The organism is Lactiplantibacillus mudanjiangensis (assembly GCF_005405385.1).
Classification (GTDB): Bacteria; Bacillota; Bacilli; order Lactobacillales; family Lactobacillaceae; genus Lactiplantibacillus; species Lactiplantibacillus mudanjiangensis.
The window spans coordinates 336,080-353,993 of record NZ_BJDY01000002.1 but is presented as its reverse complement, the minus strand read 5'-3'; the positions used below and the strand labels follow the sequence as shown (position 1 = coordinate 353,993).

At 44.7% G+C, this 17,914-nt stretch carries 16 protein-coding genes; 7 read left to right on the top strand and 9 right to left on the bottom strand.

Annotated elements, in window-relative coordinates; translation table 11 throughout:
* The first annotated feature begins 105 nt into the window (after positions 1-105).
* A complete protein-coding gene (locus tag FFM84_RS02640; RefSeq protein ID WP_130843542.1) occupies positions 106-567 on the top strand; it encodes a universal stress protein in 462 nt (153 codons plus the stop codon).
* A 648-nt stretch (positions 568-1,215) separates the two neighbouring features.
* On the opposite strand, the gene FFM84_RS02635 is transcribed toward FFM84_RS02640, so the two are convergent.
* Complete coding sequence (locus tag FFM84_RS02635; RefSeq protein WP_130843543.1) at positions 1,216-2,076, bottom strand: aldo/keto reductase; 861 nt, start codon at positions 2,074-2,076, stop codon at positions 1,216-1,218.
* An 18-nt stretch (positions 2,077-2,094) separates the two neighbouring features.
* Positions 2,095-2,961, bottom strand: a complete 867-nt coding sequence (locus FFM84_RS02630; RefSeq protein WP_130843544.1) for an aldo/keto reductase — start codon at positions 2,959-2,961, stop codon at positions 2,095-2,097.
* Positions 2,962-3,080: 119 nt separating this feature from the next.
* Between FFM84_RS02630 and FFM84_RS02625 the strand changes: the two genes are divergently transcribed.
* Positions 3,081-3,947 (top strand): LysR family transcriptional regulator, encoded by an 867-nt coding sequence (locus FFM84_RS02625; protein ID WP_130843545.1) that lies wholly within the window; start codon positions 3,081-3,083, stop codon positions 3,945-3,947.
* Positions 3,948-4,016: 69 nt separating this feature from the next.
* Here the strand turns inward: FFM84_RS02625 and FFM84_RS02620 are convergent, their stop codons facing one another.
* The 5 genes from FFM84_RS02620 to FFM84_RS02600 are packed head-to-tail and all read right to left on the bottom strand — an operon-like array spanning position 4,017 to position 10,107.
* The gene (locus tag FFM84_RS02620; RefSeq protein ID WP_130843546.1) at positions 4,017-7,229 is read right to left on the bottom strand and encodes a WxL domain-containing protein; all 3,213 of its coding nucleotides are present in this window, start codon (positions 7,227-7,229) and stop codon (positions 4,017-4,019) included.
* 6 nt (positions 7,230-7,235) lie between these two features.
* Complete coding sequence (locus FFM84_RS02615; protein WP_130843547.1) at positions 7,236-7,610, bottom strand: LPXTG cell wall anchor domain-containing protein; 375 nt, start codon at positions 7,608-7,610, stop codon at positions 7,236-7,238.
* Positions 7,611-7,625: 15 nt separating this feature from the next.
* A complete protein-coding gene (locus FFM84_RS02610) occupies positions 7,626-8,675 on the bottom strand; it encodes a WxLIP family cell surface protein (protein ID WP_130843548.1) in 1,050 nt (349 codons plus the stop codon).
* 13 nt (positions 8,676-8,688) lie between these two features.
* A complete protein-coding gene (locus tag FFM84_RS02605; protein WP_130843549.1) occupies positions 8,689-9,357 on the bottom strand; it encodes a WxL domain-containing protein in 669 nt (222 codons plus the stop codon).
* A gap of 27 nt (positions 9,358-9,384) precedes the next feature.
* Positions 9,385-10,107, bottom strand: coding sequence for a WxL domain-containing protein (locus tag FFM84_RS02600; protein ID WP_130843550.1), 723 nt, complete (start codon positions 10,105-10,107; stop codon positions 9,385-9,387).
* Between the two features lie 438 nt (positions 10,108-10,545).
* On the opposite strand from FFM84_RS02600, the gene FFM84_RS02595 reads away from it, so the two are divergent.
* The gene (locus tag FFM84_RS02595; protein WP_130843551.1) at positions 10,546-10,644 is read left to right on the top strand and encodes a KxYKxGKxW signal peptide domain-containing protein; all 99 of its coding nucleotides are present in this window, start codon (positions 10,546-10,548) and stop codon (positions 10,642-10,644) included.
* Positions 10,645-10,874: 230 nt separating this feature from the next.
* Here the strand turns inward: FFM84_RS02595 and FFM84_RS16060 are convergent, their stop codons facing one another.
* The gene (locus FFM84_RS16060; protein ID WP_165450241.1) at positions 10,875-11,039 is read right to left on the bottom strand and encodes a hypothetical protein; all 165 of its coding nucleotides are present in this window, start codon (positions 11,037-11,039) and stop codon (positions 10,875-10,877) included.
* A gap of 256 nt (positions 11,040-11,295) precedes the next feature.
* On the opposite strand from FFM84_RS16060, the gene FFM84_RS02590 reads away from it, so the two are divergent.
* From FFM84_RS02590 to FFM84_RS02575, 4 genes are all read left to right on the top strand, one after another.
* On the top strand, positions 11,296-14,574 hold the full coding sequence (locus FFM84_RS02590; RefSeq protein WP_130843552.1) for a BspA family leucine-rich repeat surface protein: 3,279 nt from the start codon (positions 11,296-11,298) through the stop codon (positions 14,572-14,574).
* Positions 14,575-14,596: 22 nt separating this feature from the next.
* The gene (locus FFM84_RS02585; RefSeq protein WP_165450242.1) at positions 14,597-15,352 is read left to right on the top strand and encodes a bacterial Ig-like domain-containing protein; all 756 of its coding nucleotides are present in this window, start codon (positions 14,597-14,599) and stop codon (positions 15,350-15,352) included.
* 127 nt (positions 15,353-15,479) lie between these two features.
* Complete coding sequence (locus tag FFM84_RS02580; RefSeq protein ID WP_130843554.1) at positions 15,480-16,244, top strand: DeoR/GlpR family DNA-binding transcription regulator; 765 nt, start codon at positions 15,480-15,482, stop codon at positions 16,242-16,244.
* Between the two features lie 11 nt (positions 16,245-16,255).
* Positions 16,256-16,930 carry an HAD family hydrolase gene (locus FFM84_RS02575; protein WP_130843555.1) on the top strand — a complete coding sequence of 225 codons (675 nt, stop codon included), beginning with the start codon at positions 16,256-16,258 and terminating at the stop codon, positions 16,928-16,930.
* 97 nt (positions 16,931-17,027) lie between these two features.
* On the opposite strand, the gene FFM84_RS02570 is transcribed toward FFM84_RS02575, so the two are convergent.
* Positions 17,028-17,861 (bottom strand): LysR family transcriptional regulator, encoded by an 834-nt coding sequence (locus FFM84_RS02570; RefSeq protein WP_130843556.1) that lies wholly within the window; start codon positions 17,859-17,861, stop codon positions 17,028-17,030.
* Between the last annotated feature and the right edge of the window lie 53 nt (positions 17,862-17,914).

Below are 17,914 nucleotides of genomic sequence, written 5' to 3'. Positions count from 1 at the left end.
AGTAATAGATCTAAGGTCATCTGATACATGCTTCTTTAGCAGTCAAGTACAATTTAATTGTAGACAAATCTGAATTATCATTGTCATACTTGAGGGAGCGATCAGATGGTACAAGGTAATGTCATTTTAGTTGGTGTGGATAATAGTCATCGATCATTATTTGTGGTTGAACAGGCTGCCCAGTTGGCGGTCCATTTACAGAAAACGCTGTACCTGGTTCATGTCGTTGATATGGAACTTGCAACTAACCAACAAATTCAATTAAATGAGGAACGATTGGCCTATCATTTTAAACGTCAATTTGATCAAATTAGTAAAGATGCTGGGGTTCAGCATGTTATCTCAACAACCATTTTTGGGAATCCGGCGAAGCGACTGACTAATCTGTCGACTTTGGACAATGTCTCCTTAGCAATTCTAGGGGCAAACGGCCGTCACTGTATCAATACCTTTCCCATCACTGGTCATATTGCCAGCTGGTCAAAGAAGAGTACGACACTGATTCGTAATCCGATTACGAATCACGTTTCACGAGTGCCAGTAAATAGTTTTATTTTAAATGACTAACTAAAGGTTGAAAGTTAAATGTATTGGTCGAAACCTTAGCAACATTGACTTAAGTTGGATTAAATTTTTCACCTACGCCAGCCAGCGATTCTACCGGCTGTGGGGACCGGTTCCAGCCAAAGTGCGGGCTTCCACCTCGCTTTTAAGCCTAGCCAAAACCGCTAGGCTCAAAAGTCGTCCACATCGTAAGCCCGGAAAAAATCATCCGGACTTACGATGTTGTCACGGCCGGCGCCATCACTGGCTGACTCCGGTTATCATGCGGATGCTAGTTAATTAGCGATCACTATTATAACCGAGAGTGAGCTCACATTGAGCCCAGCCGTGGGAGTCTCTTAGCGATTTATCGCTTAGAGCTAGGCGCTTTTGAAACACGGGTTTAGTGGTTCAAAACGACGGTCCAGACCGCCTTTTTGGCTGAACCGGTCCGCCCACAGCGTTCCGGCCCAATGTGGGCGAACGGTAGGTGGCAAGTATGACTAGTTTTGATCGATGAATGCTTATCATATCAACGATTATTGCTAAAACCTAACTTTCAACCTTTAGTGACTAATACAAAAACAAGCTTAGCCCTCAGCGTTAACTGAGGACTAAGCTTGTTTTGATCGGCATCATTTGGCTATTGTGATTGATTTTTAATTCATTAATCTAATCGTCGGCATGCACATCAAAAGCATGTAACAACCGATCTTCTAACCCCGGCGTATCGGGATCATGACGACCTTTACCAGTATCCAATGCCCGAATTTGAGCCATTTCTGTATCTGTTAACGTGAAGTCAAAGATTGCTAAGTTACTCTTGATCCGTGACAAATGAACCGACTTTGGAAAGACGATAATACCTTCTTGGTTTTCAAAACGCAAGATGACTTGTCCAGCATCTTTATGGTACTTAGTCGCTAAGGCTGTAATCACTGGTTCATTCAACAAAGACTGATTACCTTGACCAAGTGGCGCCCAAGCTTCCAACTTGACGTTTTGTGCGACCAATAATTGACGTAGTGGTTGTTGCTGGAAATAAGGGTTGAACTCAACTTGGTTAACCGCCGGCACAACCTTAAATTGTGGCACAAATTGTTGCCAATATTTCGGTGTCATATTAGAAACGCCAATTGACTTTAATTTACCGGCTTGTTGCGCTGCTTCTAAGGCCCGCCAAGCACCAGGTACATCACCATATGGCTGGTGTAATAAGTAAAGATCAATATAATCTAAGCCTAGCTTTTTCAAAGATAGGTCAATCGCCTTAGTCGCAGCATCAAAACCGTAATCTTGTAACCAAAGTTTACTAGTCACCCAGATTTCATCACGTGGAATCCCGCTATCCTTAATTGCTTGTCCCACTTCAGCTTCATTGAAGTAAGCAACAGCCGTATCAATATGACGATAGCCGACTGTTAAGGCTTCTTTGACCGCTTTGTAAGTTGAGCCATCATTTGGAATTTGAAAGGTGCCAAAACCGATTGCGGGGATTTGACGACCATCATTTAACTTGATTGGTGTTTGCATATTTCTTACCTCACTTCATTAATGTAATTGTTTCAAGCTACTACCAAAGATTTGTTCAATGGTTGCGGGATCACGATGATCAAAAAATTGACTCACACCTTGGTCCAACCCCGCCATGATTTGCATATCCGAGTCGGTCAATTCAAAGTCAAAAACATCGATATTTTCCAACATCCGGGCTTGATGAACCGACTTGGGAATAACTGTAATGCCACGTTGTAATAACCAGCGTAGAATAACTTGGCCATTGGTTTTACCGTGTTGTTTCGCAATCGCACCGATCACAGGATTGGTAAAAATACCTTGCTTACCTTCCGCAAATGGTGCCCAGGCTTCCACCCGAACGTTATCACTTTGATTAAATTGCACCTCAGTTGTTTGTTGGTACCATGGATTGATCTCAATCTGATTGACAGCTGGTTGCACCGTCATTGTTAATTCCAGATTTTTTAGTTGATCGGTATAGAAGTTGGACACCCCGATCGCGCGAATTTTACCGGCATGATAAGCCTCTTCTAAAGCTCGCCAGGCCCCCATTGTATCACCATATGGCTGATGCAATAAGTATAAGTCAAGATAATCTAATCCTAAGCGGTTCAACGAATCTTCAATACCCTGCTTAGCCCGTTCATAGGTGAACTCAGATACCCACAATTTAGACGTGATAAATAGATCTTGACGTGGAAGTCCACTTTTGGCGATTGCTTGGCCAACCGCGGTTTCATTTTGATAGGCTGTGGCCGTATCGATCAAACGATAGCCAGTTGCTAATGCGGTGGCTACGGCCGTTTCACATTCAGCGAGATCCGGTACTTGGAAGACACCGAAACCTAATTGTGGCATTTCAACACCATTATTTAACATAATCGTTGGAATAGTTGACATCATTTAAAGATCCTTTCGTTTTTTAACATGGCTTTAGCATACTGCCGAAACTAACAGTTGAACATGACTACTTAGCTATGCTAGTATACGACTAACGTATCCTAAAGGAAGTTTTTACTATGCTTGATAACTATTTATTACAAGAGCTCGTGACATTTGCAGAAACTGGCACCTTGGCCGCGGCGGCTGAACAATTACATGTGACCCAACCGACCTTAACGCGCGGCATGCAAAAACTAGAGGCTGAACTAGGTGTTACCTTATTTGATCGTCAACCTAACCGGATTCAACTGACACCAACTGGTCAATTTGCGGCAAAACAGGCCGCACAGCTAATTGTGGCTAACCAACAATTAACCAACCAAGTTCGTAACTTTGCCTTAACCCAACAAGCTTTAACAGTTGGCGCCAGCTTACCAGGTCCCTTGCAACTCGTTCAACACCTGGCAATCGCTGATCACACTTTAAAAATTTGGCCACAGTTATTAACGACTGATCAATTGACAACTGCGTTAAAACAACATAAAGTCTCATTACTCTTATCAAATCAAGCGCTGACTGATCACACAATTACGGCAGAACCAATTGGAACTGAAGACCTATCCGTTAATTTGAGCAAATTTATGTATCAAGCTAATCAAGTTGCGGTCAATTTTTCTGAATTAAACGATCTCAGCTTTATTGTATTACACGAAATTGGCCCTTGGCGAGCCATTGTTCAACAAGCGATTCCAACGGCCAAATTCTTCTACCAAGAACAGCCAGAAGCATTGAGTGAGATCATTCAAAACTCAGATTTTCCTTACTTTACAACCAACTTGTCGCGCTTCTCGACCGAAACATTACCAGCCGATGAACGACGTATTTGCCTGCCAATTAGTGATGCCAGTACGCATCAACCGATCTACGCCAACTACTTAACCACAGCTAGCACCCGTGTGCGGCCATTGATTAAACGTTTACGACAAACTTGGCCAAAATCTTAACCACAAAAATAACCCGCCCAGTCAGTGACTAGGCGGGCCTTTTCATCTTGACAGACGTGATATCACCAGCTAGTTAGTCACATTAGCCGTCAACGTCCAAGTAACACCAGCAGTATAAGTTTGTTGTGCTTTGGCCGTATTTCCTGGTACGGTCAACGACACTGCCGTCGGATTCCAAGTACTTGTCGAAAGATCCTTTCCTGACGTTGTCGCAGCCGCCGCACCAAAGACTGGTTGCTCGACACTGTTTATTTGAATGCCATAACTCTTCAAACCACTGGTCCCCGCATGTTGATTATGGGTATCACCAGCTGGTAAGTTCAGTGTGGCCCCCGTTAATTGAGCACCACTCGTGCTTGTAAACGCCGCACTCTGACGAGCCGTGACCGTCCAACCGTTTGTCGATAAGCGGTTGTCAGAAACTTGTAACCATTGTTTCAAGACACCAGTAATCGACTGAGCATTATACGTAGCCGATTTCATGCTAGTCTTAACCGTCCCAAAGTTAAATTGACTTGGTGCATAATCTAATCGTAATTCGCCTGTATTACCAGTCCCCGAGTTTTCACTCCCACTCGTGTTCGGATTTCCTGGACTATCTGGTTCCGTTGGCGCGGTTGGTCCATTCGCTGGCGCAACCGTATATTGGCTAGCGGCGGCGAAGGTGGCATCATGATACGTGGTTGCTGTTAATGGTGTCACGTTACCGGCCGCATCAGTCACGAGCAAGCGAATCACATCGCCGGCTTTTAATGCGGGCGTTGGTAACGCTAATGACCAGCTTCCATCAGCGGCGGCGGTCGCCGTTATGGCCGTCCCACTACTGTCCACCGCAGCACTGCCGTTAATAGTATAGCTGATCTTATTGCCAGCCGTAGTCGTACTCCCCGTAATCGTTTTTTGATCAGCAACGATCTTGCCATCCTTGGCCGTAACTGGATTAGGTGGCGTTTTATCTTGCACCACAATCGTCACTGGATCGGCATCATACGACACGTTAACGACTGCACTCAATGTTTTACCAGCTGTTAAGAAATGATCCAACGTGTAGTTCACGTAGCCACTCGCATCTGTTGTGGCACTATGCACCACGCCTTGGTCATCAGTCAACTTAACTGTGGCTTGTCCCGCCGTGGCATAGGTCGGCACCCCGGAATCACTAAGACTCGTGATCACACGTAAGCGCACCTTCTTATCAGCATCAGTGACTAAAACTGCTCCTAAATCCGACGTATATGGCGAACTATACACCGCGGTTGGCATTGCCACCGTATTGTTGATTCGTCGTGCTAAGGAGAACGACGTTAACGTTAGCGAAATTCCCAACAGCCCATCACTAGATGTCATAATCAACCCAGTTTGCTTGATCCATTCTACATTTCGGAAAGTCCATTTGGCACTCACCACGTTAAGCGGTAGCGTCACCAACCAGACACTCAAGTTACTGTTTCGGATTTCAAAACTACCAATTGAAATGTTGACAATTGAAGCAGTGGCCGCTAACAACCCAGCCGAGGTGTTTTTGATGTCGTAGACTTTCGGTGAGTTCAGTAAAACGTTGACCCCACTAAGCGTTCCACCAAAAACTGGCGCGGTTGCGTTATTAGTGATATAGATTTCCGCGCCACTGTTAACCGTAAACGTTGAAGTGGCAGTACTAGCGTAGTTAATCGTATTACCACTCGTTGTTGATAAGTTTTCAAACGTGGTTTTACTCCCCGTATTGGCAGTAAAGGTCGAGGCTCGCTGTGCCCGATACGCGTTCCCATACATCTTCGCAATTAAAGTCGCATTAGTATCAACAGTAATCGAATCGTATTGATCAAAGAAGACTGGATAGAGCGTATCCGTTGGAGCACCCACACAGTCAACAATCGCGCCACTGTTAATGACTACTTTTCGATCGCCTGTTCCATACCCACTAGAGGCTGAGAACCAGAAGAATGACCGGTTTTCACCACTCGTATATTTCTTACGGGCCGTAAAGTGACTGTTAGCCGCAAAGACGACCCCACCAGTCAGCATACTTTCCCAAACAGTCGTCGAATTCACTGTGCCACTAACGGTAACGCGGTTCCCTGGGCTACTAACTAAACGCTGAACACTACTATCGGTGGTTAAATCAGCCACGTTAATTTCCCAGTTGGCCCCACTGGCAGTTGTCCCACCATCCGCACCGCTTTGGATAATCCCTAAAGAACCAGAAGTACCAGTCCCAGTTGTTGCGGCCGCTCGCAACAACTTAAAGTTTTTAATGGTAAAGTTAGTTGCCGCAGCGGTCGTTCCTAATCGGAAGTTGGCTAACCCGATATCGAAACTGTGATTTTGACCATCGATCGTCAATGCCGTCGTCCGTGTACCCAAATCAGTTGCCGCCGTTGACGGTGCCGAAATATCCGCCCCAATCAGAATTGTCGTAACTGCGGTATTGGTGTAAGCGGTTTTAAATTCGGCATAGGTTGTCACCGTTTGGGTTGGGTCGTCGGCTGCTAAAGCCGCAGCTGCTTTAACGGTCGCGGTTTTAACGGTAGGTTTCTCCTCGGTAGTTTTAGTTGACGATTCTGATTCCTTAGTTGACTCAGTGGTCGATTCACTTTCGGTTTTAGTATCAGCCGACTTATCGGAAGCTTTTTTATCGTCCCCATTAGATTGATCGTTAGTTTTACTTTCAGACGATGTCGTTTCCTTAGATGACGACTCATCGGCGGTCGAGTCTGAGACGATTTCTGCTGCTGGGACTTTAACGGGTTCCGTTACCGTAAAGCTAATCGGTTCAGCCGTTAAAGTCTGCGGTTTAGCACTTTCAGTTGAAGTCGATTCAGCCACCACACTATCCTCCGATGATGAGTCGGCGGTTATTTCCGGCAAAGTCACCGTTGTTTTGGCCGTCAAATGGTACGTCTGGGCAGTGCTTGCCTGCACGACCAGTTTCAGCGTAGTGGCCGTTGGCTCATCCGGTAGCGTGATCGTTAACTCACGTTTTTGTTCATCAAACACGAGTTTTCGAATCGTTTTCGGATTGGCTTTTTCGGTCGCTTCAAGATCAACTGTTAAGTGTTCCGGAATGGTTAATTGATAGTCCGTTCCGAACGGTGACTTTAGCGCTAATTCAATTTCAAAGTCCGTCCCCGTTGTTGGCGCTTCTTTTGGCGCCTTTAACGTGAGCGCACTTGACGGCTCATCGGCCGCCGTGGCGATCAGATTACCGCTACTACTGGCGACTAACCCAAGCAGTAAACCGATCAACATCACAACCTGCATTAACCTTGGTGGTCTTGGCATCATTGATCACTCCCTAGTTCGTCGCCGGAGCCAAAAGAATCCAAGCGTCAAACTAGCCAAGACGACCCCCAATGCGCCTAAGAATTGGCGCGCTTCATCGGTCTGTGGTAAATCAGCTAGTGACGAGCCGGAACTCTTCGTCGCTGGCGTCTCAGTGCTTGACTGTGGCCCGGTATTGATTTGATCTGGGGCAGCCAAGTATTGATCTGGCTTAGGCTCTTGATAGTCGCTAACATCTGGAGCCGTTTTCCAATCGGTTAATTCAATCGTGGTCTGAGTATTGGCGGTACTCGCCGAAACATCGGCGGGGCTACGACATCCGACACTGATGGCAACGCCTAATCCGAGAATTAACCGACCCATCCAAATACGCGTCATCATCTTAAAACCTCCTTGTTAAGTCCGTTTACGTTTCATTACCAGATAAACAATGCCACCCGTTAAGATCATGATCCCAATTACAGCGGCGACGTACCACCAAATACTAATTGGGGCATCCGGGTCGTTTTTAGCCTGACGGTTACTTTGACGTGCTTGGTCAGCCGTAATGGTAAAGTGCCGCTGCCAATGCCAAGTTTGTTTGTCCCACTTTGAATCCTTGGTTGTCGCTGTCATATTTAGCGTGTATTGACCAGCCTTCATCGGCGATTTATCCAAGAAAGTTGGATATTTGAAAGCCGAGTTCGGTGCCATGATCAAATTATCGCTAGTATTGCGATAGAGCACCTCTTGACTGCCACGTTTTGTCACCGTCGTTTTAACTTTAAGTTTTGACACAACCGCCGGCTCCACGTTACGAATGGTTGCTTCAACAACTTTTCGATAGTTCTTCAATCCTGGTGTCACCTTACCCAAAGCTAACTTTGGTTCAGTAATCTCTTTAGTCGTTAACTTAACCGCGAGCGCATAACTATACTTGTGGTTAATGTTAATGCCTTTGCCACTTTGCTTGGGCGTTTGATTCGTTTTTTCAAAATACCACGATCCTAAAATAACCCCATCATCAAACCCCGCCGGGACTTTAATCGTGGCGCTAACCACGCGATTACCTTTGGCCGGAATCGTCACACGTTCGGAGCCCTTAGTTAACGTGGCTATCTTATCAAAACGATACTGCAAACTAGGATCAAACGTTTTCGCCATTTGCGTATAGGCAATCTGTCCAGAATCGTTCGTAAAAGTCGTGAGTAACTTCGTTTTAACCGTGATTTTTTGATTAGTGGCGTTATAGACACGCGCCCGAATCTTACGCGTTTGCCCGGCTTTCACTTTTAAATCGTAAAACGAACTACTGGCATCGACTTCCTTACCGGGATTCAATTTGTTCACACTGTACTTAATTTCAGCATTTGTTTTTTGGTCAGCGGCCTGCATGGGTTGAACAGCTAAAGCTAATCCACCCATTAATCCCACTAGGCTCAGCAACCAGCACGTCAGTTTTTTCATGGCGTCCTCCTGTCTAGTTAGCCGCAGCTACCAGTGTCCAAGTCAACGTATTCGTGTAATTCCCTGTTCGAGCGGTCAATTTTGGTACTGATAATGTGACGCCGCTCGCCGTCCAAGTATCTGTGGTGACTGCTTTACCGATTCCAGTTTGGTTCGGCGCACTAATGACTTCTTGATCGGCAGTCGTGATATCAACTGCCGTCGTGGTGAAATTGGTATCTATAGTTGATGGTGTCGCATTCAACGAATTTCGTGCAGTCCCCTTTGGTAAGTGGATCACAGCCCCAGTTAATACATGGTTAGTCGTTGTATTAGTTAACGCATGATCTTGCTTAACCGTCACTTTCCAACCATTGGCCGTTGTTCGTTTATCGGAAACCTGTAAATACTGGTTATACGACCCAACAGCGTTATACGTCTTAGCCGCGTTTGAAGTGGTAACGGTTCCAAAATCAATTTTGGCTGGGGCTACGTCAATCGTCAATGTCCCCGTCTGCCCGGTGGCCGGGTTATTAGGATCAGCCGGTGATTGTGGTGATCCTGGATCGGTTGGATTAACTGGTGCAGTCGCAGTCGTGTCATCTTCAAAAGTTACCGTACCGCTCGTTGTTGCTGCCTGGACGCTTGTGCCAAGCATGGTTAACCCCAGTAGGCAACTCATTAAAACTAATGATTTTTCCATGATAACGGCCTCCCTTTTGACCGTACGTTAATCGATGGTAGATTCAACACCAGCAGTTAACGTCCAAGTTAACGTGTTCTTATAAACCCCTTTTTTGGCAGTGTTCTTCGGAATCGTTAAGGTCACATCGGTTGGGTCCCAAGTCTTAACAGACGTTCCTTTACCGGCACCCGCATCTGATGTTGTTGTTAAAACAGCCACGGCACCACTGGAATTGGTCACTTCAGCGGATGTTGCGATTAACTTGTCATCCGCCATGGTTGGATCATCTGATAAGCTATTTCGAGCCGTCCCAGCTGGTACCGTAATCGTAGTCCCTGTTAATACAAACGGATTTGATTCGGTTGTTTCAGTTAAGTCTTTATCTTGTTCGACAGTCACTGTCCAACCATTTTGATTGGCCCCACGGCTATCGGTAACCTGAAGATATTGTTTACCAGTTCCGCCGGTCACGGCTTTAGCGTGATACGTTTGCTCGGTAAAATCAATTTGAACCTTCCCAAAGTTAAATGATTCTGGTGCCACGTCCAAGGACAATGGTCCTTCATTACCGGTCACCGGGTTATTAGGATCTGCCGGATCTTGTGGCTTACTTGGATCATCCGGATTCACCGGACCAGTTGGATCTGTATTTTCAACTAACTCTAAATCGGTTCCTGTCGTCGCACTAGAACCAGCAGCGTGGGCCGTCATTGCGGGGACACCTAACAAACTCAAGATTAACGCACTAGTCATCATTACGTTTTTCATGATTATTCGCTCCCTTTTTAAGGTCTCTGCACAATTGTCACTAACATTACGATATCATGAGAACCTGGCCAGATTTCATTAGAAAGTTCATATCGTTATCATAAGGCTATCATATTCTTCAAAGTTTTGTCTAATTATTTGATTATTTGATTGCTTATCAATTAATTGACAGCAATTAATCGGTAGCCAATTCATCCATTTTTATCGCTCTAAATCGTTCTTGAAAAAATACAGTTTTTTAATACTAAAATATAATTTCTCTTAAATAATCGACGAAAAACCGTTTACAATATCTTAACTTTTGGTTAAGCTTAACTTATCGATTAATTACTTCAATTAACTTATAGTGCAACTATTGCCATCGAATAATCATCGATCAAACGTTGTTAACCCAACCTTTCAAGACAATTAGTTAGCTGATCGTAAGGGGAAATCAGGATGAAAACTTTACCAACACGCAAAACGCATTACAAGATGTACAAAAAAGGACGATTCTGGGTGATTGCTGGGATTACCGCCTTAACCTGGCAAACATAAATATTAACTGCTCAAGCGGCAACTGATGATAGCGCTACCAACACTAACACGAATACTGCCACCACGAGCACAGCCTCAGCAACCAGTCAGGATAGCGTCGCATTAAAAACACCAACAAGTGCGGCGGCTGCAAGCACAACTGCTAGCCAAGCGACTAGCGCAGCGAGTGAATCGACTTCTTCTGCAAGTTCTAACACATCGACTAGTCAGGCAACAAGTTCCAGTACGAGTCAAGCCGCCAGTGCCGCGTCATCGGCAGCGACGAGTTCCGCAACTAGCCAAGCCACTGCGTCAAGCGCGACCTCAGCCAGTACGACTGCGGCAACCAGTACCACAACATCAGCTGTTAGTTCAGCTTCAGTTGATAATAGCAAGGCGGCATCAACTACAGCCACTACAAAAGCTGTAGTTGAAAGTACGCCAGTTGCTGCCAGTGCCGCTATCGCTGCCGTTCCTGCTAGTACTGCAGTTACAACCGAGGTTCATTCAGGGACTTTTGAAGGTGGTGCGACCTGGTCCCTATCTGACGATGGTGTTTTAACCATTGGCGCCGGTGGACTGGATGCGTTAACAAAGACTGATAGTTATACAGCAGATGATGATAAATATCATCTGGAAGAAAGCAACATTATCGATCCTGATACTGGAGATGTGATTGGACAGACCGAAGTCAAAGTCCCTAATAATATTTGGAAACAATATTTTGATATTACGAAGGTCAAAACAATTAACTTCACTGGTAAAGTAACGGCTAATGCCGATTCATCCGGTCTTTTTATTGATATGACTAATCTGACAACCATTAATAATGCTAATTTGTTAGACATGAGCCAAGTCACCAATATGGACAATATGTTCTATCGAGATACCGCCTTGGAATCTGTCGATGTTTCTAAATGGGATGTCAGCAATGTCACTAGTATGTATAGTACGTTCAATGATACCAAAAGCTTAAAGGCTTTGGACGTTTCTAACTGGAATGTTAGCAAGGTTCAAAATATGGCTAATTTATTTTGGGGTAATGCCGCATTAACTGAATTAGATGTGTCTAAATGGGTTACTAGTAGCGTCACCAACATGGCATACGTTTTTGACGGTCTAACTAACGTCACCACACTAGACGTTTCCAATTGGGACACTAGCAAGGCCACGACCATGGCTTACATGTTTTATAACTCAGGTATTTCTTCATTAGATACCAGCAAATGGGTTACTAGCTCGGTCACTAATATGGCGGGCATGTTTGGTTATGCCACAAAACTCACTACGATCACAGGCATTGAAAATTGGAATACTAGCAAGGTTACCAATATGTCTTACCTATTCTCTAACGCTCACGCCCTAAACAACATTGATCTTTCTAAATGGGACACCACTAGCGCCAAAAATATGGCTTATATGTTTAATCAAACGTTAGCTTTGACGTCAGTTGATGTCAGCAACTTTGATACCAGCAAAGTAAAAAACATGCAAGCGATGTTCTCTAATGCCCAAGCGTTGACCGCTATCGATGTCAGCCAGTGGCATACCGGTAGTGTTACTAACTTTAATAATATGTTTAGCTACACAAAAGGACTGACAACCGCGCTAAACGTTGCGAACTGGGATACTACCAACGCCGTTGACATGTCGCATATGTTTTACGCTTCTGAAGTCACTGCCTTAGATGTTTCCAACTGGCAAACGGGGAATGTCACCGATATGTCTTATTTATTTGGAACGACCAGTGGCGTAACCAGCAAATTAACGACATTAAATGTTGCCAATTGGGATACCAGTAGTGTCATTAATATGGCTTATATGTTTGCCCGTACAACTGCCTTGAAAGCTCTAGATGTTACCAAATGGAACACCAGTAATGTGACCAACATGGCCTACATGTTTTCTCGTGCAACTCAATTAAAAGCCCTAGCGGTTGATAGTTGGGATGTCGGCAATGTGACCAATATGTCTTATATGTTCTTTGTCGATAGCGCCCTAACTTCACTTGATCTCAGTGCCTGGGATACACATAGTGTGACCACTACCTCCAGTATGTTTAGCGAAGATAAAAAGTTAGCCACACTTAAATTTGGTAATTGGAAAACCGACAGCCTAACCGATATTTCATACATGTTTTACGATATGGCTGCCCTCACCTCATTAGACCTCTCTGGTTGGACCACGACTGGCAATGTCACTAATATGGGGTTTGCGTTTAGTAACACGGGTTTAACAGCCCTCGACTTGGCCAATTGGACCACGACAAGTGTTGATAATAATGGGACAACTGGCGTCACCAATGCGAATGATTATGGCTTAGGCAGCTTATTTGCTGGGTCAAAAGCACTAAAATCACTGGATATTTCGAACTTCACGATTAGTGACGATCTAAATATTTCAAAAATGCTTAGTGGCACTACCGCATTGAATGCCCTAACTCTAGGTACTGGTGCGCGCTTAAAAAATAGTACTGGCAACGCGACGCTAACTGATTTGACAAGCGATCTCTATTACACCGGCAATTGGGTCAAATCTGACGAACAAACAACTGGGCCAACCTATACTTCGACTAACCTCATGTCTGCTTACAATGGCACAGCGCCCGGGACTTACGTTTGGCAAGATCGGGTTAGTTTGGCTGATTTAACCACTGATCCAACAGTGACGTTATACGCTAACCCGCAAAGTGAAGAAACTTGGTCACCGGTAGAAGCCGTGACTAAAGTCATCGATGTCTACGGCGATGATGTTGATAAAAGCACTTTGACCACTACAATTACCGACAGTCAAAATAACCCTGTCGACAACATTCAGTTAAATTCAGCCGATACGTACACCGTGACTTACCAATATAAAGACCAACTCGGCGTCACGCACAGTGCCAAGACTGTGGTTACGGTTAAAGCTAACCAAGCTGACTTAACGCTCAATCAAACCACCGACAATTTAGTCGATGGTGATACGTTGGACGCCGAGACTTATTTTAAAGCCGCAACCAATGTTGATGGTTCAAATGTGGCTTATAACAACTTAACGGTGTCATTCACTAAAGACGGCCAAACGATTAGTACACCAACAACCGTTACGACTGGGACTTACGTGGTAACCTATGCCTTTACCGACCAACAAAGCCACCCACAAACGGCGACGCTCACGTTAACAGTTGCTGATAATCGTGTAGGCTTAGTGGTGACCGATCAATCTAAGCTGATTGCTGGCGATACTTGGTCACCAAAAACAGCTTTCACTAGTGCTTCGGATACGGATGGCACGGCGGTGACGTTTGATAAAATTGGTGTGGCAATTACCAAAGATGGCCAAGCCGTTAGCGCGGTTGATACGAGTAAAACCGGCACTTATCTTGTAACATACAGTTTCACCGATCAACAAGGCAACTTGCAACAAGCGACTAGTACCGTTATCGTTACCGACAGTCAAGCCGGACTTAAGGTTAACAAACAAGTGACCTTAGCCACTGGTGATACTTGGCAAGCTAGCGATCAGGTGAATAGCGCTACTGATACGGATGGCTCGGTCGTTCATTTTGATAAACTGACGGTGTCGATTACTAAAGATGGACAAACAGTGACATCAATTGATACTTCGACCACTGGGACTTACTTAGTCACTTACAGTTTCACTGATCAACAAGGCAACTTACAGCAAGCGACTAGCACCGTGACGATTACGAATAATCAAGCTCAGATTTCGGTTATTCCTGAAACTGATTTGACAGTTGGCGATTCCTGGACGCCGGCCGATAACTTCAAAGGTGCGACTGACGTTGATGGGACTGCCGTTACCTTTAATCAACTAACCGTGACCGTCAGTCGTCTTGCCCGTGACGGTCAACCTTTAACAAGCGTTGATACCTCACAACCTGGACGTTATCTGGTCACCTATAGTTTTACTGATCAGCAAGGCCAAGTCCAAACGGCTGGCTACTAGTTTAATTACAATTACCGCCGCATTGGTTAAAGATCAATCATCCTTATCGGTTCAACCAAACGTAACTTTAACGACTGGCGACACTTGGACACCAGCTGACGGTTTAGTTACCGCCACAGACACAGACGGGCACAACTTAACCATCAGTGATTTAACGGTGACGATTACCAAAGACGGACAATCGATTGCCGACTGGACAACTGCTAATGCTGGTGATTATCTCATCACCTATGCTTTCACTGATCAGACTGGTCAAGCACACACGGCTACCGCAACGGTGACGATTACGGCCGCACCTGATACCGGAAATACAGACAATGGTGGCGATCAATCTACGGATAATGGTGATCATACGACTAATAACAACGGTAACGAAACGACCCCTAATGACAATACCGGGTCAACCACTGATTCCGAACAAGCGCCGACAACGAATAAACCAAGTGTGTCGACTAATAATACGACCCAAAACACGCTTCATCAGCCAATTAGTACGACTACTTCAAACAAGTCGCAAACTGACAAACCGATGACGGCAACCAGTCATGCGGTTACAAAATCAGGTACTGAACAAGTCAATGCCGCGCTGGTCGCTCAACCGGTTGCAGTCTCCAAGCACAGTTCGGCAACCACGACTGATAAAAAAACGTCTCCGGCAACCTTACCGCAGACGGATGAAACAACATCGCCATCAGTTACATTACTGGGAACGATTTTATTAGGATTAAGTAGCCTACTAGCATTCCTAGGATTGGCACCAAAACGTCGTCATAACTAGTCACACTACCTCAAAAGTCATCAGCGATGCTGGTGGCTTTTTTGATCATTAAATAATGACTTCAATTTAAGCTATTTTAAGGCTATAATATAATCATACTTAAAACGACTTAAATTGGAGGCTAAAAATGCAATCACCACAGCGACTACAATTAATGTTAACAACCTTAAAAACGAAAAAATCACTAACCTTGCGTGAAGTGATGACCTTGACTGGTGCCTCGCGTGATACCGCCCGGCGCGATATCATTAAGTTAACCGCCACCGGAGCCGCCGAACGTAGCTATGGTGGATTGAGCTTACCGAATAGTTTTAATCGGCTCGATGATTACTTAACGCGCCAAGCCGATCATCCGACCGCCAAACGGCAATTAGGTCAATTGGCCGCACCGCTAGCCACTGGTAAACAACGCTTTTTTCTAGATGTTTCAACCACTATCGGCATGATTCCACAATTTTTGGATTTAGCACCAACGACATTAACTGTCACTAATTCATTGGATATTGCCGACCAACTTTTACGAAAAACAACTAGTCAAGTCCGACTATTAGGCGGTAACTACCAAGCTGAACGACGCGGGACGATGGATTCGGCAGCATTGCGTGATCTGCTTAGTTTTAAATTTGACCTTACTTTTTTGAGTGCGGCGGGTCTGACATCCGATGGCGTCTTCTTTGCTTATCAAGATGACATCGCGTTCAAACAACAATTACGCGATCAGTCGCAACAATTGGCTTTAGTCTTGGACCAATCCAGATTTGACATGACCCATAACTATCGTGGCTTAGCACTGGAGCAGCTTGATTATTTAGTTACCAACGCCCCCGTTCCTGCTAACTTAAAGACCGCTCTGACTACGGCAAATGTCATGATTTTAACCCCCAAAAACTAGGAGACGATACGATGATTACCCACTATATTTTTGACTTCAATGGCACCATGATTTTTGATTCTGAATTTCAACGACAAGCTTGGAGTAAAATGTTAGCGCAAACATTTAATCACCAAATGACGGAAACCGACTTTCAAACGCAAATCGCCGGTCGCAATAATAGCTATACATTTGATCATTATGCCAATCAACCACTATCCGCTGATGAAACCGCTGACTTATCTGCACGTAAGGAACAAATTTATCGTGATATTTGTTTGCAGCGACCGGATAAATTTCGGTTAGTGCCTGGTTTGACTGAATTCTTAGACCAGGTTAAAACTGCCGGATATTCAATGAACATTGCGACTGCGTCTGAAAAAGTTAACGTTGACTTTTTCTTTGATCAACTTGGTTTAAATCGTTGGTTTGATCATGATAAAGTGGTGATTAATGATGGCGGGCTACCAGGAAAACCCGCACCAGATATGTTTTTAGCCGCTTTGGCGAATGTTCAAGGTGATCCCACAACAACTGCGATTTTTGAAGACTCTCCCTCTGGCATTCAAGCTGCAAATCAAGCTCAAGTTGCCAAGACCGTCTTAGTCGTTGAGCCAAACGCCCCCACCCCAATGATGCCTAAGACCAGTCATATCGATGATCAGATTTCGACCTATCAAGGATTGTTCGACCGATTATCTCAATAACAAATAGCAGTGATCCGACCGATATGGTTAGATCACTGCTATTTGTTATTACTTGCTAATCTAGTTATGACGCCGTTTGCAAGCTTAACAATGATCGTCATAATGCCAGTGTTTGTCGTAAATGTTGATCAATCAAGGATCCAGCCATAGCATGCCGTTCATACAAATATAATTGCCGAACTTGCGGCTGATAGTCTGTCACCACAACTTGTTTCAAGTCATGTGCCTGAATGGCCGCTTGCACACTTGCCGCTGCACAAAAATAAATGCCTAGTTGTTGTTTAGCCAATTGAATGGCCGTTGCCTGATCATTCACTTCAATCGCTTGATTGAGTTGACGAGTACCTAAAATATCTACTAGCAATTGATGCGTGGTACTCCCGACCTCACGGATAATTAATGGCAAGTCCACCAGTTGCGACCGTGTCACTGTCGTCACAGGATCACCTTCAGCGGCAACAAAGATCCACTGATCTGGCTGTAAGGCAAACCGTTGATAATTAGGATCGGTAACGGCTTGCGGAAGTACCGCTAAATCTAATTGCTGCAATGCCATTTGATCAATTAGTGTTTGCGTGTTCAGTCGACTAATTTTAAGTCTTGACCAAGTAACCGTCGATTGACTTAAAAGTTGTTCTAAGGCTAAAGCCGTGCCACCTAACCGCAATGGTGGGGTTGCTGCCGTTAGGATCGTTTCCAAATAAGCTTCTTGTTCAAAAATCAACTTGGCTTGTTCATAGACCTTCGTACCGAGTGGCGTTAACGCAATCCCTCGCCCTTGCGGTTGTAGCAGTTTAACCTGATACTGACTTTCAAATTGCTTCAATTGCTGGCTAACTGCGGGTTGACTGATATATAATTTTTTCGCCGCTTGTCCGACACTTTGACATTGGGCCACGGTATAAAAAATCCGCAACTGATGTAAATTCATGATAGCCTCCTGATTGATAACTACAACTTATCAGTCCTTAATTTTCTGTATTA